Below are 22,121 nucleotides of genomic sequence, written 5' to 3'. Positions count from 1 at the left end.
AAGATGGAGGCAGCAGCGTACCGGGGCTTGCTGGAAGAGGGACTGGCGGCGCTGGGGCTGGCCGCAGACCCGCGCGGCGTGGAGGCGGTGCTCCGTCATCTGAAGCTGGTGCGGGTCTGGAATGAACGCATGAACCTGACGGCCATCACGGACCCGCAGGAGATGGTGATCAAGCACGCGCTGGATGCGGCGTCCGGCATGGCTGCGCTGGGCCTGGAGCCGGGACAGCGGGTGCTGGACGTGGGTACGGGCGCCGGCTTCCCCGGCGTGGTGTGGAAGTGCCTGCAGCCCGGCATCGACCTCACGCTGCTGGAGAGCCTGCAGAAGCGCTGTCGCTTCCTGGAGGAGGTCGGGGAGGCGGTGGTGCGGCCCCTTTCCGGCGGCGCGGGATACCAGGTGGTCTGGGGCCGGGCGGAAGACTTTGGCCGGAAGCCTGAGCACCGGGAGCAGTACGACGTGGTCACCGCCCGGGCCGTGGCGGAGATGCGGGTGCTGGTGGAGTACTGCCTGCCGTTTGTCCGGGTGGGAGGCCGGTTTCTCGCGATGAAGGGCCCGTCGGTCGGGGAGGAGATTCTGGCGGCGGAGAAGGCGGTCGCCGTCCTGGGGGGACGGGTGGAGGAGGTGCGCCAGCTCGAGCTGCCCGGCGGGGGCGGCCGGCGATCCCTGGTGCTGATCCGGAAGGAGAGGCCGACCCCGAAGGGGTATCCGCGCAAGGCCGGCGTGCCGGCGAAGAACCCGCTCTGAAAAACGGCGCTGTGCGGGCGTGAGGGGGCGTTACGCGGAAATCCGGTCCGGGGCATGTGCCGGTATGCCGAGACCTGGGAAAACGGCGCAGCAGGGCTGTGAGCGTGCCCGGGCGAGCGAACAGATGTTTGCAGGCGCCTGCGTGGGCAGGCGCCGCTTGCTTAGTGCGCCCGGCATGGGCGCTGAATTGGCGGTGAAAGTCCGCTGCGGGCGAGGCAGCATCAGCCCGCTAGCCAAAGGCAAGGGTGTCCGTCGCGAGGCGGAATCTGGAGGAAGCCGGAGGCAAAGCCACGACCCGAGGAACACGAACCTCATACGAGGCTGTGCCGCCTGGGTGAGCTGGCGAACCACAGCAAAACCCGAGGCTGCCAAAGGGCGGTGCAGTAGATGGGGCGGGTGCGGGGCGAAGGTCAGCGTCCTTACCCGGGGAGGTCTGCCGGGAACGCCAGCAACGCTGGTAACCCGGGTCGGGAGGCCCGGCTGAACCGGCAGAAGTCAGCAAAGCAGTCCTGTAATGATGTAGGACGGCGTTGAGAAAAGTAAAGGCCTCCTGATACGGTAGGGTGTGAAAGGTAATCACCACTCGTAACAGGAGGTCACGGAACGCAATGCAATTGAAGCAGCGAGCCAGGAAATTGGCCCTGGTCCGAGGTGAACCCACGGTGGTGGTCGGTATCGACATCGCCAAGCGGAAGCACTGGGCCTGGGTGGTCGACGGACGGACCGAGGTGCCCGTGGGCAGTCCCTTCCATTTCCAGAATAGCAGGGAAGGGTTCGACCGTCTACTGGGAAAGATCGCACGAGCGAAGGAGAAGGCTGGCGCTACCCGCGTGGTGGTGGGGATGGAACCGACCGGGCACTACTGGAAGCCGCTGGCGTGGTATCTCCAGCAGGTGGGCTTCACGGTGGTCATCGTCAACCCGGCCCATGTCAAGGCGAGCAAGGAACTGGACGATAACTCGCCCACGAAGAACGACCGTAAAGACGCCTGGCTCAACGCCCAGTTGGTCCTGCAAGGCCGGTTCTCCGTGCCGTATCTGCCAGACGGGGTCTATGCAGAACTGCGGATCCTAACCCAGGCCCGGCAGCAACACCGGCGGAAGCTGAACGCCGCCCTGAACCAGCTGCAGGCGCTCCTGGACGAGTACTTCCCGGAGTACACGGAGGTGTTTGCCGACCCGCTCGGTCAGGCGTCGCTGTATGTGCTGCAGTACCGGCCGTTTCCACAGGACGTGCTGGCGGTGCCGGTGACTCAGCTGGCGGCGGAACTCCGGGCTGCCAGCAACCGGCGGGTCGGGCTCCGGCGGGCCCAGGACCTGCAGGAAGCGGCTCGGCGGTCTATAGGGGTGCCGTACGGGCTGGACGCCGCCCGGCTTCAGCTGCGGCAGATCCTCCAAGAAGTGATCTTTTGGAAGGAACGGTTGGCGGAGACGGAGGCGGCAATGGCCGAGGCGTTGGAGAAGACGGGCCTCGCCCAGTACCTGCTGAGCGTGCCTGGGGTCGGTGTGGTGACCGCTGCTGCCTTCCTAGGCGAGGTAGGCGACCTGCGCCGGTATGCGGACTGGCGGCAACTTCGCAAGCTGGCGGGCTACAACCTGACAGAGAACACGTCGGGGCAGCGGGACCGCAGCCGGACGCCCATCAGCAAGCGCGGCCGGCCTGGACTGCGCCACGTGCTGTACCAGATGGCGATGACGGCGGCCGCCAAGAACCGGGAGTTTCGAGCGCTGTACAAGCACTTCAGGACTCGCCAGCAGAACCCGCTCAAGGGCAAGCAGGCCCTGGTGGCGCTGGCGTGCAAGCTGTTGCGGGTGCTGTTCACCCTGGTCAGGAAGCAGTGTAGCTATGATCCGGCCAGGGCCTTGGGGGCCTGGCGGGCGGAGCAGTTAGGTCTCGCCGCCTGAGAGGGCGGTGTGCCGATAGATGTGCCGCTTTGGGTGGGGGAAGCCGACTATGGCTGGAAGGGCATGACCCTGCAGCAAAGTACTAGCGCCCCACCCGCCCCCATTTAGGCAGGACGAAGGACTTTGAGGGCAAGGACCCCGGGAGACATGATAGGGTGGCCGGGGGCGGAGTACGTGGGACCCGTCCAGGCGGCAGCATACAGGGCATGTCTGAAGAGTCGCACGGGGCTCTTCTCTGCCACCCCGCGTTTGTCTCGCACCAGAAGTCAGAGTCTTTCGTCCAATGGGTGTGTCTGAGCCAAGTGGCAGGACGCGAAATGGTGCGAACCAGCGAGATTGAGAGAGTTTGAGTGCATAACATCGAGATAGGCCATAGTACCTGCAGGGGACGCCCCGACCGGGAAGGGCCGAACGTCAGGAGAGGGGTGAGCCCGTTGCGTTCGAGCAGCCCGCGACAAACGCAGAAAACCCCGCACGGGGCCCGCTCGCCGGAGGTAGCGGTGAAGCCGCAAGGGACGGCGAGAGGGCGGAGTGGGCAGCCGGCACAAGGCGGAGCGTCACCCCGCGGGGAGCAAGGCAAGCTGATGGAGCAGGTGGTGGCCAGGGAGAACATGCTGGCCGCCCTGAAACGGGTAGAGCAGAACGGAGGCGCCCCAGGTGTGGACGGTGTCCCCACCGAACGGCTGCGGGACCAGATCCGCGCGGAGTGGACTGTGGTAGCATGCGTAAAGCTTTCTACGCGGCTGGATCCGCATACTACCTCCTCGGGATCATCCTCCTAGTAGTACTACGTTAGCGGCTTCCAGTCGCTCTGAACTTCGCCGGGTTCTACCGGATGCCTTCCTACTTCCAGGGGCCATTATCGTGCTCCACATCAGTGATGGTAGCATCCCTTTTTGTGGACATCCGAGCAGTGGCCGAATAATCTGATATTCCGTGGAACCGAAGCCGGGCTAGTTTCGTCAATATTTAGTGATAAACATCCTCGGAGGTGGTCAGGTGAATCGGTTTCTCAAAATGGTGTCTGGCGTCGGTGCTCTGATTCTCGTCGCCTCGCTGGCTAGTTCTCCTTTGAGCGCAGCTGGATCAGACCAAGAAGCAATCTTGACACCCGACAACACATCTCAGTCTCTGACACAAGACACGGACCACGATGTCATGCGGATCATATCAACGAAGTCGTCATCCTTCGCAGGCCTTTACCGTGACCGAGATACCGGTAAGCTGGTAATCAACTTGATTGACGTCAGTCAAAAAGACGTCGCACTACAAGCGGCCGCGAACGTCTTAGATGCGGATCGGATCTCCAAGGAAGGTGTGGAGGTCCGCCAAGTGAAGTACAGCATGGCCCAACTGAAAACATGGAAGGATGCTGTCAGCCAGGTTATGTTCGATACGGAAGGCGTCGTAGCGGTCGGGGTGGATCAGGTTCGGAACCGCGTGTTTGTCGGTGTTAATGACGACAAGTCGAAATCTGTGATTAGATCCAAACTCACAGAGTTGAATCTCCCTGAGGACGCTTTCTCTATTGCATTAATGCAGTTCAAAGACGCGGTCGGCCTCCAGGACAATGTACGTCGTTAGAGTCCAAAGTAGTGGTGTAAATTCCCCGGACCTTCCGGTGGGAGGGGCTGCTTGACATAAGTGGCCACCTTTGGGTTCCATGCGAAGTAGGAGCAATACATCGCAAAGGGGGAACCCGCAGGTGACCAACTTTAGGATCGCATTGGAGGAGCTTCTGCGCAAGTCCGGTGTGGACGACGTGGATTTCCTTCGGGAAGGAGTTCGGGTGCTGGCTCAGGGTCTCATGGAACTGGAAGTATCGCAGCAGATTGGCGCTGAGCGGTACGAACGGTCGTTTGAGCGCAGCAACTACCGCAACGGCTATCGGGAACGTCAGTGGGATACGCGGGTCGGGACGATCGATCTGCAGATCCCCAAACTCCGGAAGGGGTCCTACATGCCAAGCTGGCTCGAACCTCGCCGACGGGCCGAGAAGGCCTTGGTGGCTGTGGTTCAGGAGGCTTACATTCAGGGGGTCAGCACCCGGAAGGTAGATGAGTTGGTGCAGGCCCTGGGGATGACCGGCGTGAGCAAGAGCCAGGTCTCCCGGCTTTGCGCCGAGTTGGACGAGGTGGTTGAGGCCTTTCGCAACCGACCGTTGGAAGGGCGCTACCCTTACGTTTGGCTGGATGCCAAGTACGAGAAGGTTCGGGAGAACGGCAGGGTCTCCAGCATGGCCCTGGTAATCGCCATGGGTGTACGAGAGGATGGCGAACGGGAGATTCTGGGGCTAGACGTGGGTCCCAGCGAAGATGGGGCCTTCTGGACCGCGTTTTTGCGGCAGCTGGTCGCTCGGGGCCTCAAGGGCGTGCTTCTGGTGATCAGTGATAACCACGTCGGTCTGCGTGAAGCGATCCGAACCGTGTTCAGTGGCGCCAGCTGGCAGCGCTGCCGGGTTCACTTCATGCGGAATCTGCTCGGCTATGTGCCCAAGAACCTGCAGTCCATGGTGTCGGCTGCTGTGAGGACCATCTTCGCACAGCCGGACCAGCAGGCAGCGAGGTCTCAGCTAGCCGTTGTGGTCGAGAACCTGCGGAAACAGTTCCCCCGGGCGGCCCAACTGCTGGAAGATGCCGAGGAGGACATTCTGGCTTACATGGCCTTCCCGACTGAGCACTGGCGGCGACTGCACTCCACGAACCCCCTGGAACGGCTCAACAGAGAGATCGGCCGGCGGACGGAGATCGTGGGCATCTTCCCCAACAGAGAAGCTCTGATCCGCCTGGCCGGAGCCGTCATGATCGAGCAGCAGGAAGAGTGGATGACCGCCCCACGAAGATACTTCAGCCAGGCGTCCATGGCGAAGCTGTACGCCCATGACCCGAGCCTCGGCCGTCCTGAACTTTTGCCGCTGAGTGCCGACTAGAGCAACTACAATGCTGGAACCCGATTTACACCACTTGACGGGACTTGATCATGTACGTCCCCTGATAGAGGGCATCGGTATTGCCACCAAGAACTCCGGCGACTGCACTATGGCTTTCGTCGCTGATAGGCAGGGTGTCAGGGGGTTCGTGACGGCATCACACTGCACGGACACGGCCGCCACCTACGACAGCGGTAAGTTCTATCAACCTTACACCATCTCCACATCCACTGAAGTCGGCACAGAGGAAAACGTAGATGGCCATTGACACGAGGTCCACGAATCGAACGAAGACGGTTTTCGCGCCCGTCACGCCGCCGGCGAGATCCCATTCCACCACCTGGCTGGCGGGGCTGGGGAGGATGTTGATAGCCGCAACAGGTGTGCGCCCCTCGTTGAGGGTGATGTAGCCCTCTCTCACTGCCTGGGCTGTCGGCTCTGCTTCCTCGCCTACCCGGAATCCGTGAACTAACATGTTAATGAAGAAATAGAAATGGCGTCATCACGCGACGAACCGGCCTCTGCGGAGGCCGGTCTATTTTGGTGCGCCCGGCATGGGCGCTGACTTGGCGGTGAAAGTCCGCTGCGGGCGAGGCAGCATCAGCCCGCTAGCCAAAGGCAAGGGTGTCCGTCGTGAGGCGGAATCTGGAGGCGTGCCCCGGCCGCTGCCGTCACGGGTGCCCGTTCAGCGTGCTGGGCGGACAGTCGGGTTCGGTCCGGGGCCGGGATCCGGTGGGGGGGCAGGAACGGGTAGTATGATGACGAATCAATTACGAGTTGAAGGGCACTGTGCTCCAGCGGCCGTACCGGTGCCGTCACGGAAGGAGTGTCAGCCTTGAGTCGGGTCATCGCTATCGCCAATCAGAAGGGCGGCGTCGGAAAGACGACGACGGCCGTGAACCTGAGCGCCTGCCTGGCGGACCTGGGAAAGCGGGTGCTGCTGGTCGACATCGACCCCCAGGGTAACGCCACGTCGGGCCTGGGCATCGACCGCAGGCGGCTGAAGGCGTCGGTGTACGACGTGCTGCTGGAGGACCTTCCGCTGTTGGAAGCCGTGGTCGACACCCGGGTGAGGCGGCTGCAGGTGCTGCCTGCGACCATTGACCTGGCCGGTGCGGAGGTGGAGCTGGTGCCGCGCATCGCCCGGGAGAGCCGGCTGAAGCAGGCGCTGGATCCGGTGCGGGACCAGTTTGACTTTGTGCTGATCGACTGTCCGCCTTCGCTCGGCCTGCTGACGATCAACGCGCTGACGGCGGCCGATTCGATTCTGATCCCGATTCAGTGCGAGTACTACGCGCTGGAAGGGCTCACACAGCTGATGGATACATTCCGGCTGGTCAGGGAGGCCCTCAACCCGGGTCTGGAGGTGGAGGGCGTGGCCCTGACGATGTTTGATGGGCGGACCAACCTGAGCATCCAGGTGGTAGAGGAAGTGAAGCGGTACTTCAAGGGCCAGGTCTATCGCTCGATCATCACGCGTAATGTGCGGTTGAGCGAGGCGCCCAGCCACGGTCTGCCGATCACGCTGTACGATCCCCGTTCGAAGGGTGCAGAGGCGTACATGGAACTGGCCAAAGAGGTGATCGAGCGTGTCGAAGAAAGGGCTGGGTAAGGGCCTGGGTGCGCTGATTCCGGGCATCGACCCCACGGAGCGGGAGCGGCAGGGAGTCGTGGAGCTGGAGATCGGGCAGATCAAGCCCAATCCGGATCAGCCGCGCAAGGAGTTCGACGAGGTCCGGCTGGAGGAGCTCGCGCTCTCCATTAAGGAGCACGGGATCGTGCAGCCGGTTATTGTGCGCAAGGTGGGAGACGGGTACGAGCTCGTCGCCGGCGAGCGGCGGTGGCGCGCGGCGCAGCTGGCTGGCCTCACGAAGGTCCCGGCCCTGGTGCGGGAGTTCACTGAGGCCGAGCGGATGGAGATCGCGCTGATCGAGAATCTGCAGCGGGAGGACCTGAACCCCCTGGAGGAGGCCGAGGCCTACCGCGCGCTGATGGACGCTTTTGGGCTGACGCAGGAGGCCCTCGCGAAGCGGCTGGGCCGGAGCCGGTCTCAGGTGGCCAACACGCTGCGGCTGCTGCAGTTGCCGGATCGGGTGCAGGAGGAGATCCGGGCGGGTCGGCTGTCCATGGGCCACGCGAAGGTGCTGGGCGGCGTGGAGGATCCGGCGGAGCTGGTCGCGCTGGCGGAGAAGGTCGTGTCCGAGGGGCTGTCGGTGCGGGAGCTGGAGGAACTGCTACGGCCCCGGGAGAAGCGGGAGAGGCCTCGGGCGAAGGTCAGGGCGAAGCTGCCGCCCGACCTGGCGGCGGTGGAGCGGCGGCTGCGGGAGCAGCTGGGTACGCCCGTGAAGCTGCACTGGTCCGGTGATCGGGGACGGGTGGAGATCACCTTCTTTGGCGAGGAGGGGCTGAACCGGCTGCTGGAGGCGCTGGGGATGAGCCAGCCGGGCCAGACCCCGCGGCCGCCGAGGGAACCGTTCCGGGTGTAACGTGTTCCACGTGGAACAGTGACTGGCTTAGGCTACGGCTGCGCTGTTCCACGTGGAGCTTTTTTCCGCTCTCCGTCAATTGTTGTGGAGGCAGTGAACGCCGCCACGTCACCATCTTGGAAACTGGAAACTAGGCAGCCAGCAGGATCTTCCGGCGGAAGTTCTCGAAGGAGCGGAATCCGTAGGCCTGCCGCTTGATCACCTTGATCTTGTTGTTCAAGCCTTCGGTGATACTGTTGGAGATTCGGTAGCGATGGTAGTTGGCGAGCTCTCTCTGCCAACGGAGAAAGGTTGTGGCCAAGTGCTTCAGTTCAGGCACCCCGGAGGCCAGTAACCAGGAGATGAGTTGGGCCAGGCGGGGCAGCAGTCGCCGCGGTCGGTCATTGTAGGGCAGGTCATCCACCCACTGCTGGCGGCGCTGATGCACACGGTTTGTCCAGGAGGAGCACTTAGGGCACCTGGCCCCTGTCGCAACGCCTTCAACCACTACGACCAAGGTGCCATCAGAGACAGTAGCCACTTGAAGAACACGCAGGTCTGGCAACTCGAGCCACGAACTGGTATGCTGGACTTGCATCCGATAGGCCTCCGCGTTTCAGATTGACTTGCCGGTCGCTCTGAACTTCGCCGAGTCCTACCGGATGCCTCCTTATTTCCAGCGCTGGCGGTAGTGCTCCACAACAATTACGGTAGCATCTTTTTTTGCGCTATGGGGGATCAGGAGCGCTGTGCATGAGCTTGGAGGTGTTGTCTCCGATCCGTCTATTGTTTGCGGACTGTGTTGAGCGCCTGCGGGTTGGTCGTTCGTGTGACTGTGCTGGCCGGGCATGTGGAGTCTGGAGAGCAACCGGGGAGGGTCCTTGCAAAGGGTAAGGTTGTGTTCCACGTGGAACACTGCATCACCCGGTACGATCGTGGGAGTGGGAAGCTCAGAGGAGCCTGTTGTTCCACGTGGTACAGTAGGGTGGTCTGGGCCTCGGGTGAGATGACGTGCCGCCCGCTATCTTTTTTCCGCGAGCGCGCGTTCCGTTGGTAGGGCCCCTGCTGCGGGGCCTCCTTGTCTACTTGTACGCCCCGGCGAGCGGACGATAGGGTGTTCCACGTGGAAGATCGAGGGGGCAACCCCTGGAGTTGATGTTCCACGTGGAACACAGGGGAGGGCGCGCACGCTGAACGAGCATCAATCGTCTGAAAGGGTAGGGCCGCACCTGACCCGGACGGACCATCCGAGGGTGGGCCGGCTCGTTGCGCTGTTCCACGTGGAACGTCTCATGCAATCTGCGTGCTGTGCTGGACGCAGCGCATCTGGACTGAACGCCCGCACCGGGCGTGGTTATATATAGGCCAACCGCTCTCGCTATGCCGGGCGCCGACGTGCGATTCTACCCGCTCACAGGTGTTCCACGTGGAACACTTGGCAAGCATGCTCATGAGAACTCTGGCAGATTGCTCAGTGTGCGACAATGCCGGGATCTCATTCAGGGGGAGGGGGCCAGTCACCCAGAGGAGCTGCCAAACCATGATGGGGTCGACGAGCCTTATACGGCTGCGGTGCTGTGGTGTTCCACGTGGAACAGAATGACGACTATCCCATGAAACACCCATGGCGCTCTGGTCAGTCGCCTGACCATGGATGCTTGGCGACTCGCATAGGTATGAAAGGCGTCAGAAGATATCTGCTCCTGATGGCTGGACGGGTGAGCGTCTTCCATGTGGTACACTTACGCGTCTCGTGGAGCGGCTTCGGTGGCTGGCAGGTCTGGGGGCGCTGCCACCGGTGCCGCGGTGCCGATGTTCCAAGTGGAACACTTGGCAGGCAGCCCCGGATATTCGCGGAGGAATCGGCACCCGGTTGCCGCGAACGAGAACGGTGTTCCACGTGGAACAGTGGATTTGGCCAGGTGCTGAGGGATTGCTGTTACCGTCACCAGTGACTTGTGGTCCTGGTGTTCGCTCCTGCAGAACCTACTGTAACGTGTTCCACGTGGAACACTGCACGTCGGTTCTCCCGCGAGAGAACTCGTCGTGTGGGTGCAGCCAAAGTAGTTGTGTTCCACGTGGAACAACACGACTGCGACACAGGCCATTGCAGAGTGCGGCGCTGCTCAGGTCGCCTCCCGCGGCTTGTGGACAGTGGCGATCCACGTGGAACAGCAAGCAATCTGAGAGCCCGGGAACGCACCTGGATGACGGCTGGGTAACTCCTTCGAGCGGGATTCGCAATGGGCCGCCCGACCTGAACCGTCGACCCCTCAGCCAACCCTGCAGCCGCGGCGCAGACGTTGCTGTTTCACCGGCGCGGCCTTCGCTCGCAGTTGCTAGAGGGTTCGTGAAGAGGTGTGTGCGCAGGGAACAGGAAAGGGAGGAAGTGAACTCGCGCACCTGGCACCGACTTCGACAAGGCTGTGACGAGGCGCGATGTTCCACGTGGAACACTCCAGTGAATGATCCTTGGCAAGCAAGGGGTGGGTGGCAGACAGGTGCACTGCTCGCTACCCTTGACGACGACCCGGGGCGCGGCCTCAGCAACGGCTGCGTGGCTGATGCGGCGCGGGCAAATCCAGTCGAACCAGGTGACGAGGAGCCGGAACAACCGGCTCATCCTTCGACCGATAAGCTCTGTTCCACGTGGAACACTGACTGTCCAGTCCTGGCCGGATACCGATGGTCCGCTTGCCTCCACTGGACCCCGGGCGATGTTCCACGTGGAACAGCGACAGAAGCGCGTAGCGCCAGAGGGCGGGGAACGGCTCCATCGCCCGCCATGAGAGCCCTTGTTCCCCGTGCAGCTGGACGGACGCAGGCGAAGCCTCCTCAGACCCAACCCCTGCCAATCCGAGCCGATGACAACAACACTCCCGCCGGTCTGGCGACGAAACACCGCCCTTCCCTGGAGAAGCCGGGCCGTGCGCCACCTCCAGGCAGACAGCGTGCATACCTGTGTGTTGCAGCAGCCAGCCTGCGCGTACCCCGGGGGTCCCGGGTCTGACCCTCTCCGCCACAACGGCGGCGTGCCGGACCCCGGCGGACATCACCGATGTTCCACGTGGAACAGCACCTGCCCTGAGACCTTAGCGTAGAAGAGCCAGCGTACATCCCCTTACGTCCGTTCCCATATCTATCCAGAAGAGCACTCCCCGTGGAAAACCTTCTGGTCCTGACAGCCTCCGTCCAGTCCCATACGAATCACGAGCGGGTTGACAGAGGAACTGAGCCCGATAGAGCGTAATCCTAAATCTATTGTCGGTGTGAGTTCCAGTGTTCCACGTGGAACACCGGGGCCGACGATACTCCAGATGATTTGATTCCGTATACGAGCGCACCCGGGGGCGCGGCGGCCCCCGGTTTGACAGGAACTCGGCAGACAGACAGGGAGGCCGTCCCGGTGGCAGAATTCTTCCAGCAAGATCCATTGTTCTACGCCCTTACCGCCATCGCATTCTGCATTCTGGCGATCCTCATCATGCTGATCGTCCTGATCCGCCAGACAGTCCTGCTGCGGCGATACAGGAGCCTGCTCAGGGGCAACAGCGGGGCCAACCTCGAAGAGTTGCTCATCCAGCAGCAGGAAGCCACAGCAGAGCTGCGGGCCGGACAGGAAGCGATGCGCCGGCGCCTGTCCGAGCTGGAGAACGCCTCCCGCAACTACGTGCAGCGCATCGGCATCGTCAGGTTCAACGCCTTCCCTGAGGTGGGCGCGGACCTGAGCTTCTCCTGCGCCTTCCTGGACGGGAACGACAACGGCGTGGTGGTCACCTCTCTCTATGGCCGGAGTGAATGCCGCACCTACGCCAAGCCCATCCGGAACGGCACATCCACCTATGTCCTCACCGCTGAAGAACAACAAGCGCTCCGCCAGGCCCGCGGTATGGGTAACGAAAAAGTGTAACAACAATAGTGGGCTGCAGGAAGGAAACAGGCAGCGTTGGGTTGAATCCCCACAATGCCTGTTTCGCCGTTTCCAGCCGCAGGCCAGAGCCAGAAGGAAGCCCGAAGGGAGCGAGACCCGGTGCCGCGTCCGGCCAGACGAGTGCAGCTGATCGTCGTGCCAGCCACGCATAGACGCAGTTATAGTCTCTACTTCTATCCGGGTTTGCTGGCCGTCGGTTTCGGGCTGGTGGTTCTGGTCGTCGCGGCGCTTGCGTTTGGCGTCCGGCACTTCCACCAGGAGACCCTGCGGCTCCGGGCCGAGCTGGCGGAGATGGAGGCACTGAGGCAGCAGGCGCGGCTGCAGCAGGAAGAGCTGGAACGGATGCGGGCGACGGCCGACCAGGTTGAACTGGAGCTGAAAGAGATCCGGCAGTTGGAGCAGGATCTCGAGACCATGACGGAGGGGGAGGATGTCCTTCCCTCCCGTTCGGCTTTCTCCAGAAGGACCCCATCCGGCGAGCCCGGGCGCGGCGGGCCTGAAATCAGCCAGACCCACTCGGGCCCCGGACTGACGCTGGCGAGCATCCTGCCGCAGGATGTCCGTCCCTATGTGCTGGGCCAGCGCGACACTCTGGCCATGGACCTGAAGCTGGGGCGCCTGACCACCCCGATGAGCACCAGCCTGCAGTCCTCCCGGACGCTCCGGGCCAAGTTGGCGGGACAGCTGTCGCTCCTGAGGGACTCGGTCCGGTCCCTTGCGGACGGGCGGGACCAGCTGGCGGCCAAGCTCGAGTACCTCGCCCACAAGCCATCCGGGTGGCCGGTGCAGGGCGCCGAAATTACCGACGGGTTCGGGCCCCGCTGGAGCCCCTTTGGCCGGGGATGGCAGTTCCACGACGGCGTTGACCTGGCTCAGGACTATTGGACACCTGTCTACGCGACCGGCGCCGGGACCGTCGTCTACGCCGACTGGCTGGACGGCGGGTACGGCAAGTGTGTGATCATCGACCACGGCTACGGTTATCGCACGCTGTACGCCCACCTGCAGGACTGGAACGTGTCCGAAGGGGAACAGGTGTCGCGGGGCGATCTGATCGGCTGGGTCGGGAGCACCGGCCTCAGCACCGGCCCGCACCTGCACTACGAAGTGCTGCTCAACGGCGTGGCCGTTGATCCCGAGCCCTACCTAGAATCTAGACCGGGGGAATGACCGTGTTCGGCAGTCGCAAGAGACCAGACACCCTGCCCCATGGCAAGGTCGAAACGCTGATCGGCGAGGGCACGCAGATCAAGGGTTCGATCCAGTCTACGGGCGTCGTTCGGGTAGATGGCTTCCTGGAAGGCACCATCGAACACGACGGTGAGCTGATCGTCGGGCCGAAGGGCCGTATACAGGCCACCATCAAGGCCAGGAGCCTGGCGACGGCCGGCGACATTCAAGGGGACGTGGAAGTCTCCGACAAGCTCGAACTCCTGCCCGGCGCGCACCTGAAGGGAGATGTGCGCTGCGGTCACCTGGTCATCCACGAAGGGGCGCGCTTTCACGGCCGGAGCCTGATGTCGGTGGCCGATTCGGAACCTACGCAGCCCTCCCGGTCCCAGGGAGACTGAGCATCGACACCATCGCCCGCCCTGTGCAAACAGGACGGGCGATCACGTCACTTGCCCCGCCTGGCGCAGCGCCCGCCTTGCGAGCAGCGCACGGAGGCCCTCCTCCAGGCCGGCGGCGGCCACCTGGGCCATCCGCATGACCAGGCTCAGCCGGGTGTTCTGGAGGACAAAGTACTCCATGAACCCGCCGACGTTCACCACGCCGGTCAGGTAAACGTCGCCCGCAGGCGGCAGCGACTTGCTCACGCCCGCTCCCGGGCGCAGGCTGCCCGTCCCGACCGTGAGATAGCCCACCGACTCGGCCCGGCCCAGGCAGGCGTCGACGGCCAGCACCAGGGGGCGCCGGAAGCTGCGCGCCACCCAGGCCAGCGTGTCGGTCAGGTTCCCGGCGTGCACGGGCTTGTCCAGCGTGCCCAGCACCGTCACGCCCTCAGGCAGGGCACCGTGCAGCCGGCTCCCCACCAGCGGCCCGAGCGCGTCGCCGATCGACCGGTCGGTTCCGATGCACAGGGCGACCAGCCCGTCGCACTGGTGAATCAGTCCGGCTGCACACCGCTGCAGCGCCGCGGCGATCACCGCGGGGGCGGCCGCGTCGTCCATATGGATGCGCGTTTCTCCCTGGGGGGAGGCTGTGCGCGGAGCGGGCAGGTTGCCACCATCACCCATGGCCTTCCCTCCGACTCCGGTCCCCGGGGACCGTGGTACAGGGAAGTATACTGCAATCCCTGGCAGCCTATGTGCGGCCAGAGGCCACAGGAGGCGCTTATGGAACACGAGGAGCGCTCACCGCTGTTGAAGGAGGCAGATGCCCTCTACGCCAGGGGCCGGCTGGAGGAGGCGCTGGAGCTCTACCGCCAGGCCCTGGCCGAGGACGAGACCCTCGCGTGGGCCCACAGCCGCACCGGGGCCATCCTGGCCCAGCTGGGCGACCTGGATGCGGCAGAGGCCCACCTGCTGCGCGCGATCGAGCTCGATCCCCAGCTTCCCCAGGCACACAGCAACCTCGGGAACATCCACTACTCCCGGGGCGCGTACGAGGCGGCCCTGGAGAAGTACCAGAAGGCCGTGGCGCTGGACCCGAACAACCCCACCTTCTACGAAAACCTGCATGCCGCCTACAAGCGGCTCGGGCGGCTGGATAAGGCCGTGGAGTCCATCAAGCATGCACAGCGCCTGAAGCGCACGCAGGTGCGGCAGGAAGCCGGCCAGGAGATGGCTGCCCTGCGCGGCAGCGTGAAGCGACGGCTGGGCTGCCTGCCGGTCGGGATCCTCCTCGCGCTCACCGCCCTTGGGCTGGCCTGCCTCCTGTAGGGCCGCAGGGGGACGCCTCGTTGCAAAGGTAGGGAGATCATGGACCTGAACGCCCTGACCGCCCTCGACTGGGCGATTGTCGGACTGCTGCTGCTGGCCGTGGTGACGGGGTGGGTGCGCGGCATCGTGCGCGTGCTCCTGGGCTTCCTCTCCTTCCTGATCGCGGTCATGATCGCGGGCAGGCTGACCGGACCGGTGGTGGGCTGGATGGATAGAATGTGGAATGTCACCGCGCGGCTGGCCGAGGGGATCGCCGACCGCACGGCCCGTTCCGGTGAAACGCTCTCCGCGTCGCTGGATCGGGTGGCCATCCCGGCGCCCTACAAGGACTCCTTGTTGGAGGACGTCGTCCGGGCCTCTGCCGAAGCCGGCGATCTGCCGGCGGTGGAGCTGGCGGCCCGGCAGATCGCGGAGGGAGCGGCCACGGCCATCTGCTTCATCCTGCTCGTGATTGTGCTGACCGCCGCGCTGCGCTGGGCAGGCAATCTTTTCGCCGACCTGGTGCAGAGCCTGCCCATCGTCGGCCTCACGGACCGGGCGCTGGGCGCCGCGGCCCTGGGCGCAGCAGCGGTTCTTGCGCTCAACCTGCTCGTGATCTGGGTGATTCCCACCCTGTCCCTGTTCGGGATGCAGGGCCTCGGGGAGCTGGTCAGCCGGTCGGTCACGCCGCCCTATTTGATCCAGGCTTTCGAGTGGATGCGCCGGCTGGTCGTGGGAGGAGGGATGCGGCTTTGGAACGGGTAAGGTACGAGATCGGCGATCACGTGCGGCTCAAGAAGCCGCACCCCTGCGGCTCGTACTGGTGGGAAATCTACCGGACGGGCATCGATTTCGGGCTGAAGTGCCTTGGCTGCGGGCACCGCGTGATGATTCCCCGGCCGAAGTTCGAGAAGAGCGTGCGGGAGCGCGTGCCCAAGGACCAGGTGCAGGCAGAGGGACAGGCGGAGTAACGCGCGGTCAGATGCTTGCACGGCCTGTCCGCGCGTGTTATATTGAGTTGGATGTGCACGCCAGTCGTGCCATCCACGGGCGCAGCCGAACCGGCTGTGGCCTCCCTGCTCCACCGGAAGTGGAGCCATCAGTCCAGAGGGAGGAGGTGCTACCGCCATGCGGAAGTACGAGATGATGGTCATCGCCCGTCCGGACCTGGACGAGGCGGGCCTCCAGGCGCTGTCCGAGAAGATCGCCGAGCTGATCACCAGCAACGGCGGGGCGGTCGAGAGCCAGGACGCCTGGAAGAAGCAGCGTCTCGCGTACGAGATCAAGCGTCTGCGGGAGGGCTTCTACTCGGTCATCAACTTCACCGGTGAGCCCAGGACGGCGGATGAACTGAACCGCGTCCTGAAGATCACCGACGAGGTTGTCCGCTTCCTGATCGTCCGGCCTGCCGAGTAACGGGATGAAGAGGAGGTAAGGATGTGCTCAATTCCGTCGTTCTGATTGGCCGCCTTACCAAGGATCCGGAACTGCGGTACACGCCGTCGGGCAAGGCCGTCGCGAACATGCGGCTGGCCGTGGACCGCGGCACGATCAACCAACAGGGCGAGAGGGAGACGGACTTTATCGACATCGTCGTGTGGGAGAAGCAGGCCGAGACCGTCGCCAACTACCTGCAGAAAGGCCGGCTGGTCGCCGTCCAGGGCCGGCTGCAGATCCGCCAGTACACCACACAGGAAGGCCAGCGGCGGGAGAAGGCGGAGGTTGTCGCCACGACGGTCCGGTTCCTGGACAGCGCCCGTGACCACGGCGGCGGCCAGGCGCCCCGCCGGGATGAGGGCATGGGCAGCGAGCTGACCCTCCCCGACGATGAAGATGTCCCCTTCTAGAACCAAAGGAGGACAGAACGCATGCGTCGTGAACGTGGCCGTCGCGCGAGGCGCCGTGTGTGCAGCTTCTGCGTCGACAAGATTGAACACGTGGATTATAAGGATGCCGCTCGCCTGAAGCGGTACATCACCGAACGGGGCAAGATCCTGCCCCGGCGGATCTCGGGCAACTGCGCCCGCCATCAGCGCCAGTTGACCGTGGCCATCAAGCGGGCCCGCATCATGGCCCTGCTGCCGTTTACCGTCGAGTAGACGGCCCGAGCAACGGAAAGAGGGGGGCACCGCGTCCGGCGGGCCCCCCTGTTCGCTCACCCATCACCGCTTGCCCGAAGGAGCATTGCCGCATGCAAAGCCGATCGACCCGTGTGCAGGGGCTGGTCTTTGGCGCGCTGATGGCGGCCCTGACCGTCGTGTTCAGCCTGGTGCCGGTGCTCTCCGTCCTGATGCCGATCCCGCTGGTGCTGGCCTATGTGCGGTACGGCGGCCGCATCGCCGTCATGACGGCGACCGCCGCCACCCTCTTCACCATGGTGTTCACCGGCGTGATCTCCGGCATCCTGGCCATTCCGGCCGGCATCCTGCCCGGCCTGGTCTTCGGGCTGGGCTTCCGCCGGCGTTGGCGGCCGCTCACCATCGGACTTGCGGCCGTGCTCACCTTCTTCTTCGGCTTCGCGCTGACCTACGTGGTCACCCGCCTGGCCATGTTCGACGGCCGCGACCCCTTCATGGCCATGCTGGAGACCCCGGCGGTCCAGGCGCAGGTGGAGGGCTACGCGGCGTTCATGGACCAGATGGCAGAGATGGTGGAGTCCGCCGCCGCCCAGGGGGGCACTCCCACCGCGGCGCAGCTGCAGATGGCGCAGCAGTACCGGGACATGGCCGACGTCCTCCGGCGGGATGCGGCGGGCCTGATCTGGGCGCTGCTGCCATCCACGCTGTTCTTCATGGGCGCCTTTTCCAGCTGGATCAACTACCTACTCTGCAAGCTCATCCTTCCCCGGTTCGGCCACCCGCTGCCGCCGGCCACGCCGTTTGCGGAGTTCCGCCTGCCGATCTGGGTCATCTGGGCCTATGCGATCATCTCCCTGGCCGCGCCGCAGTTCATCGGCGGCGACGTGACCGTGATGCCCTGGTGGGCGAAGCTCCTGGTGAACGTGTTCACGCCGCTCATGCTGATTCTGGTGCTGGCGGGGCTGGCCGTGGCCTACGGCTACCTGCGGAAGCGCGGCCTGGAGAAGGGCATTGCCGTGACGATCCTGGTGGTGGCATTTCTGCTGCTCGGGCAGTTCGCCATGCAGCTTCTGGTGCTCCTGGCCATGGTGGATACGATTTTTGACCTGCGCGGCCTCGGGCACGGCTTGTGGAAGCGGACGGAGGAAATCGGTTAACTGGAGGGATCCGAATGAAGGTCATCCTGAAGGCCGACGTGAAGGGGACGGGGAAGAAGGGCCAGACCGTCGAGGTCGCGGACGGCTACGCGCGCAATTACCTGATTCCCCGGGGCCTGGCCGTGGCCGCCTCCGAAGGCGCCCTGCGCTCCATCGAGGCGGAGCGGAAGGCGCAGAAGGCGAAGCTGGAGCGGCAGATCGCCGAACTCACGGCCCTGCGGGACGAGCTCGACGGTCAGACGATTCAGCTCCCGGCCAAGTGCGGCGAAGCGGGCCGGCTCTTCGGGTCGGTCACCAACAAGGACGTGGCCGACGCCATCGCCCGCCACATCGGGAAGCCGTTCGACCGCAAGCTGGTCGACCTGAGCACGCCGATCAAGACCCTGGGTGTCCACTCGGTCACACTGCGGTTCGGCCACAACATCACCGGGAAAGTCAACGTCGAAATCGTACCCGAGTGACAGCCAGCGGCCCGGCCGGCGGGTGTCCGGCCAGGGCCGCCGCTCGCTCTTTGACCGTCTGCGCGTGGAAGGAGGTGCGGGCTTCAGCCGCCTATGATGAAGGATATCCTGGACAAGCTGATGCGCGGCGCCCAGCCGGCCGACACCGAGACGCTGAGCCAGCGGCTCACGCCGGAGGAGCGGTACGGCCGGCAGGTTGGCGCGCTGTTCAACCTCCTCATGGCCGTCTGGGGGCCGGAACGGCTGGTGGTGAAGGCCGGCAAGCTCGACGCCCTCGGGCTGATGAAGTCCGACCGGGTGGAGGAGCAGGTGCTGGCCCTGCAGCGGCTCGTCTACGAGGACCCGACCCTGGACACCGTGCCGGATCTCCGGGAGCTGCCCGAGATCCTGGATCAGCTGGAGGACGCGGTGGCCGACCTCGCCGCCCGCCGCTCGGTGGAAGACCGGATCGAGCGGAAGGTCCAGACCCGCATGCAGGAGCGGCAGGACGACTACTACCGCGAGATCAAGCAGCAGGTGCTGAAGGAGGAGGCCGGCCCCGAGACCAGCTCCACCCTGAAGCGCCTGGAGTGGCTGGAGTCCCTGGAGAAGAAGTCGCTGCACCGCAGCGCGGCGGAGCTCCTGCGCCCCCGCTCGCTGTCGGAGGTGGTGGGGCAGGAGCGGGCCATCCAGGCGCTGCTGGCCAAGGTGGCCTCGCCCTTCCCGCAGCACGTCCTCCTGTACGGCCCGCCCGGCGTCGGCAAGACGACGGTGGCCCGGCTGGTGCTGGAGAAGGCCAAGCAGATGCCGCAGACCCCGTTTGCGGCGGATGCGCCCTTCGTGGAGGTCGACGGCACGACCCTGCGGTGGGACCCCCGGGAGGTGACGAACCCCCTTCTGGGGTCCGTCCACGACCCCATCTACCAGGGCGCCCGGCGCGACCTGGCGGAGAGCGGCGTGCCTGAGCCGCGCACCGGCCTCGTGACCGATGCCCACGGCGGGGTGCTGTTCATCGACGAGATCGGCGAGATGGACCCCATGCTCCAGACCAAGCTGCTGAAGGTGCTGGAGGACCGGCGGGTCACCTTCGAGTCCAGCTACTACGACGAGAACGACCCCAACGTGCCCAAGTACGTGAAAAAGCTGTTCGAGGAGGGCGCACCGGCGGACTTCGTGCTGATCGGGGCGACGACCCGCGACCCCGAGGACATCAACCCGGCCCTGCGCTCCCGCTGCGCGGAGGTGTTCTTCGAGCCGCTCACGCCGGACGACATCGCGCTGATCGTCCGCCAGGCCGCCGAGCGCATCGGCGTGCAGCTCGCCCCGGGGGTGGAGGCCATCGTGGCGGACTACACCATCGAGGGGCGCAAGGCGGTGGGCATTCTGGCCGATGCCTACGGCCTGGCCCTCTACCGGGCGGCGGAGGCCGGGAAGGAAAACGAACCTGTCACGATCACCGAGGAACTGGTGTACGAGGTGATCCAGGCCAGCCGGCTGGCCCCCCACGTCACGCGCAAGGCCTCGCCCACGGCCGAGGTGGGGCGCATCTTCGGCCTGGGCGTGCTGGGCTTCGTCGGCTCGGTCCTGGAGATCGAGGCGGTGGCGTTCCCCGCCCGCGAGAAGGGAAAGGGCGTGCTGCGGATCAACGACACGGCCGGCTCCATGACGAAGGACTCCCTGTTCAACGCGGCCGCGGTCGTACGCAGGGTAACCGGCGAGGACCTGTCGAACTGGGATGTGCACGTGAATGTCGTCGGCGGCGGCCGGATCGACGGGCCCAGCGCCGGAACGGCCATCTACCTGGCCATGATCTCGGCGATGCAGGGGCGGCCCATCCGGCAGGACGTCGCCATTACCGGCGAGGTCTCCATCCGCGGCGGCATCCGTGCCGTCGGCGGGGTGTACGAGAAAATCTACGGCGCCAAGCAGGCGGGCATGGCCCGCGTGGTCCTGCCCGAGGAGAACCGCAAGGACGTTCCGCAGCGCGTGCCGGGCATCGAGGTCTGCTTCGCCGCGACCATCGAGGAGGCGATGCAGCTGGTCATGGCCGAGCCCGGCGGTGAGGGGGCAAACGAGCCGTGAACGCCTTCAGTGAACGGGTTCCACCGCAGAATCTCGAGGCGGAGCAGTCGGTCCTGGGCGCGATGCTGATCGACCGGGAGGCGGTGATCGCCGTCTCCAACAAGCTGGTGCCCGAGGACTTCTACTCGGACCGGCACCAGCACCTGTACGCCGCCATGATGGCGATCTACAACCGGGGCGAGCCGGTGGATCCCATCACGGTGCAGGATGAGCTGATCCGGACCGGCAAGCTGGAAGAGGTGGGGGGGCTCACCTATCTCACCACGCTGATCAACCTGGTGCCCACCACCGCCAACGTCCTGCAGTACGCCGAGATCGTGGAGTCGAAGGCGATCCTGCGCCGGCTGCAGACGGCGGCCCGGCGCATCGTCGACGACTGCTACACCACGGAGGATGTGGAGACGACGCTGCAGGAGGCGGAGAAGTCCATCTTCGCCGTGACCCAGCGCCGGTCGGCCCGGGGATACCAGCACATCCGCGACGCGCTGGTCACCGCGTACGGCCACCTGGAGCACCTGTACAGCTCCAAGGGCCGGACGACCGGCGTGCCCTCGGGCTACCGGGACCTGGACGCGATGACGTCGGGCTTTCAGCCCTCCGACCTGATCATCGTCGCCGCCCGCCCGTCGGTGGGAAAGACCGCGTTCACCCTGAACATTGCCCGCAACGCCGCCGTGCAGGCCCGGGCGAAGGTGATCTTCTTCTCCCTGGAGATGTCGGCGGAGCAGCTGGCGCTGCGCCTGCTGGCCTCTGAGGCCACCGTGGACGGCCACAAGCTGCGCACCGGCCAGCTTCAGGACCAGGACTGGCACAAGCTCGGCACGGCGCTTTCGGTGCTGGGGGAGAGCGACATCTACATCGACGACACGCCCAACATCCCCCTGCAGGAGATGCGGGCGAAGTCCCGCCGCCTGGCGCAGGAGCACGGGCTCGACCTGATCATCGTCGACTACCTGCAGCTGATGTCGCTGCCCCAGCGGCCGGGGCAGCAGATCAACCGGCAGCAGGAGATCTCCGAGATCTCCCGGTCCCTGAAGGCGCTCGCCCGGGAGCTGAAGGTGCCGGTGATCGCCCTCTCGCAGCTCTCCCGGTCGGTGGAGCAGCGGCAGGACAAGCGGCCGATGCTGTCGGACCTCCGGGAATCGGGCGCGCTGGAGCAGGATGCTGATGTGGTCGCCTTCCTCTACCGGGACGACTATTACAATCAGGACAGCGACAAGAAGAATATCGTGGAAGTCATCCTCGCCAAGCACCGTAATGGACCGGTGGGAACCGTGGAACTCTACTTCGCGCGGGACATTCAACGGATGTACGGCAGCGAGCAGCTGCGGCAGTAGGAGAAAAGTTTCCGCGACGACGCGCGAATCTTTCACGTCGCGAGTTACGAACATTAGTATCCACAGCTGTGGACATCGTTCGGAATCTGCATTGACACCGCGAAGCGGTGAATGGTACACTGTGCCTGGAATCGGCAAGCGCGGCCCAGGGGCCCCCCCTGCGGGGCCCCGGCGTGTTTCGTACGGGAGGTGC

21 protein-coding genes are annotated in these 22,121 nt (G+C 64.8%); 19 read left to right on the top strand and 2 right to left on the bottom strand.

Annotated elements, in window-relative coordinates; genetic code table 11:
- The first annotated feature begins 3 nt into the window (after positions 1–3).
- The 6 genes from rsmG to ACZ5UM_RS04850 all read left to right on the top strand — a co-directional run bounded on the left by rsmG (position 4) and on the right by ACZ5UM_RS04850 (position 8,063).
- A complete protein-coding gene (gene rsmG / locus ACZ5UM_RS04875; protein WP_464847228.1) occupies positions 4–744 on the top strand; it encodes a 16S rRNA (guanine(527)-N(7))-methyltransferase RsmG in 741 nt (246 codons plus the stop codon).
- A 608-nt stretch (positions 745–1,352) separates the two neighbouring features.
- Entirely contained in the window at positions 1,353–2,648 is a 1,296-nt protein-coding gene (locus ACZ5UM_RS04870) for an IS110 family RNA-guided transposase (protein ID WP_464847227.1), read from the top strand.
- A 999-nt stretch (positions 2,649–3,647) separates the two neighbouring features.
- Entirely contained in the window at positions 3,648–4,232 is a 585-nt protein-coding gene (locus tag ACZ5UM_RS04865; RefSeq protein ID WP_464847226.1) for a hypothetical protein, read from the top strand.
- A gap of 121 nt (positions 4,233–4,353) precedes the next feature.
- Positions 4,354–5,577 carry an IS256 family transposase gene (locus tag ACZ5UM_RS04860; RefSeq protein WP_464847225.1) on the top strand — a complete coding sequence of 408 codons (1,224 nt, stop codon included), beginning with the start codon at positions 4,354–4,356 and terminating at the stop codon, positions 5,575–5,577.
- 835 nt (positions 5,578–6,412) lie between these two features.
- Positions 6,413–7,189, top strand: a complete 777-nt coding sequence (locus ACZ5UM_RS04855) for a ParA family protein (protein WP_464847224.1) — start codon at positions 6,413–6,415, stop codon at positions 7,187–7,189.
- Complete coding sequence (locus tag ACZ5UM_RS04850) at positions 7,167–8,063, top strand: ParB/RepB/Spo0J family partition protein (protein WP_464847223.1); 897 nt, start codon at positions 7,167–7,169, stop codon at positions 8,061–8,063. The genes ACZ5UM_RS04855 and ACZ5UM_RS04850 overlap by 23 nt, the downstream gene beginning before the upstream one ends.
- Before the next feature lie 130 nt (positions 8,064–8,193).
- On the opposite strand, the gene ACZ5UM_RS04845 is transcribed toward ACZ5UM_RS04850, so the two are convergent.
- A complete protein-coding gene (locus ACZ5UM_RS04845) occupies positions 8,194–8,640 on the bottom strand; it encodes an ISL3 family transposase (protein WP_464847222.1) in 447 nt (148 codons plus the stop codon).
- Between the two features lie 2,808 nt (positions 8,641–11,448).
- Here ACZ5UM_RS04845 and ACZ5UM_RS04840 point away from each other — a divergent pair.
- The 3 genes from ACZ5UM_RS04840 (at position 11,449) to ACZ5UM_RS04830 (ending at position 13,544) form a co-directional block, all read left to right on the top strand.
- On the top strand, positions 11,449–11,952 hold the full coding sequence (locus ACZ5UM_RS04840) for a DUF4446 family protein (protein WP_464847221.1): 504 nt from the start codon (positions 11,449–11,451) through the stop codon (positions 11,950–11,952).
- A 228-nt stretch (positions 11,953–12,180) separates the two neighbouring features.
- Complete coding sequence (locus ACZ5UM_RS04835) at positions 12,181–13,143, top strand: peptidoglycan DD-metalloendopeptidase family protein (RefSeq protein ID WP_464847220.1); 963 nt, start codon at positions 12,181–12,183, stop codon at positions 13,141–13,143.
- Positions 13,144–13,145: 2 nt separating this feature from the next.
- A complete protein-coding gene (locus ACZ5UM_RS04830; RefSeq protein ID WP_464847219.1) occupies positions 13,146–13,544 on the top strand; it encodes a bactofilin family protein in 399 nt (132 codons plus the stop codon).
- Between the two features lie 42 nt (positions 13,545–13,586).
- On the opposite strand, the gene yyaC is transcribed toward ACZ5UM_RS04830, so the two are convergent.
- Entirely contained in the window at positions 13,587–14,210 is a 624-nt protein-coding gene (gene yyaC / locus ACZ5UM_RS04825) for a spore protease YyaC (protein ID WP_464847218.1), read from the bottom strand.
- Positions 14,211–14,309: 99 nt separating this feature from the next.
- Between yyaC and ACZ5UM_RS04820 the strand changes: the two genes are divergently transcribed.
- The 10 genes from ACZ5UM_RS04820 to dnaB all read left to right on the top strand — a co-directional run bounded on the left by ACZ5UM_RS04820 (position 14,310) and on the right by dnaB (position 21,928).
- A complete protein-coding gene (locus ACZ5UM_RS04820) occupies positions 14,310–14,855 on the top strand; it encodes a tetratricopeptide repeat protein (RefSeq protein ID WP_464847217.1) in 546 nt (181 codons plus the stop codon).
- Between the two features lie 39 nt (positions 14,856–14,894).
- On the top strand, positions 14,895–15,599 hold the full coding sequence (locus ACZ5UM_RS04815) for a CvpA family protein (protein WP_464847216.1): 705 nt from the start codon (positions 14,895–14,897) through the stop codon (positions 15,597–15,599).
- Positions 15,587–15,805 carry a DUF951 domain-containing protein gene (locus ACZ5UM_RS04810; protein ID WP_464847215.1) on the top strand — a complete coding sequence of 73 codons (219 nt, stop codon included), beginning with the start codon at positions 15,587–15,589 and terminating at the stop codon, positions 15,803–15,805. Before ACZ5UM_RS04815 ends, ACZ5UM_RS04810 begins: the two co-directional genes overlap by 13 nt.
- Positions 15,806–15,962: 157 nt before the next feature.
- The gene (gene rpsF / locus ACZ5UM_RS04805) at positions 15,963–16,250 is read left to right on the top strand and encodes a 30S ribosomal protein S6 (RefSeq protein ID WP_464847214.1); all 288 of its coding nucleotides are present in this window, start codon (positions 15,963–15,965) and stop codon (positions 16,248–16,250) included.
- Between the two features lie 23 nt (positions 16,251–16,273).
- Positions 16,274–16,681, top strand: coding sequence for a single-stranded DNA-binding protein (locus ACZ5UM_RS04800; RefSeq protein WP_464847213.1), 408 nt, complete (start codon positions 16,274–16,276; stop codon positions 16,679–16,681).
- 21 nt (positions 16,682–16,702) lie between these two features.
- Positions 16,703–16,933 carry a 30S ribosomal protein S18 gene (gene rpsR / locus ACZ5UM_RS04795; protein ID WP_011197430.1) on the top strand — a complete coding sequence of 77 codons (231 nt, stop codon included), beginning with the start codon at positions 16,703–16,705 and terminating at the stop codon, positions 16,931–16,933.
- A gap of 92 nt (positions 16,934–17,025) precedes the next feature.
- Positions 17,026–18,069, top strand: coding sequence for a DUF2232 domain-containing protein (locus ACZ5UM_RS04790; protein ID WP_464847212.1), 1,044 nt, complete (start codon positions 17,026–17,028; stop codon positions 18,067–18,069).
- Positions 18,070–18,083: 14 nt separating this feature from the next.
- Positions 18,084–18,530: a 50S ribosomal protein L9 gene (gene rplI, locus ACZ5UM_RS04785; protein WP_273382163.1), complete on the top strand. Its 447-nt coding sequence runs from the start codon at positions 18,084–18,086 to the stop codon at positions 18,528–18,530.
- 96 nt (positions 18,531–18,626) lie between these two features.
- Entirely contained in the window at positions 18,627–20,591 is a 1,965-nt protein-coding gene (lonC, locus tag ACZ5UM_RS04780; protein WP_464848281.1) for a Lon family ATP-dependent protease, read from the top strand.
- Entirely contained in the window at positions 20,588–21,928 is a 1,341-nt protein-coding gene (gene dnaB, locus ACZ5UM_RS04775) for a replicative DNA helicase (protein ID WP_464847211.1), read from the top strand. Before lonC ends, dnaB begins: the two co-directional genes overlap by 4 nt.
- The last annotated feature ends 193 nt before the right edge of the window (positions 21,929–22,121 follow it).

Source organism: Symbiobacterium ostreiconchae, from assembly GCF_055396975.1.
This window is presented reverse-complemented; position numbering and strand designations above follow the sequence as displayed.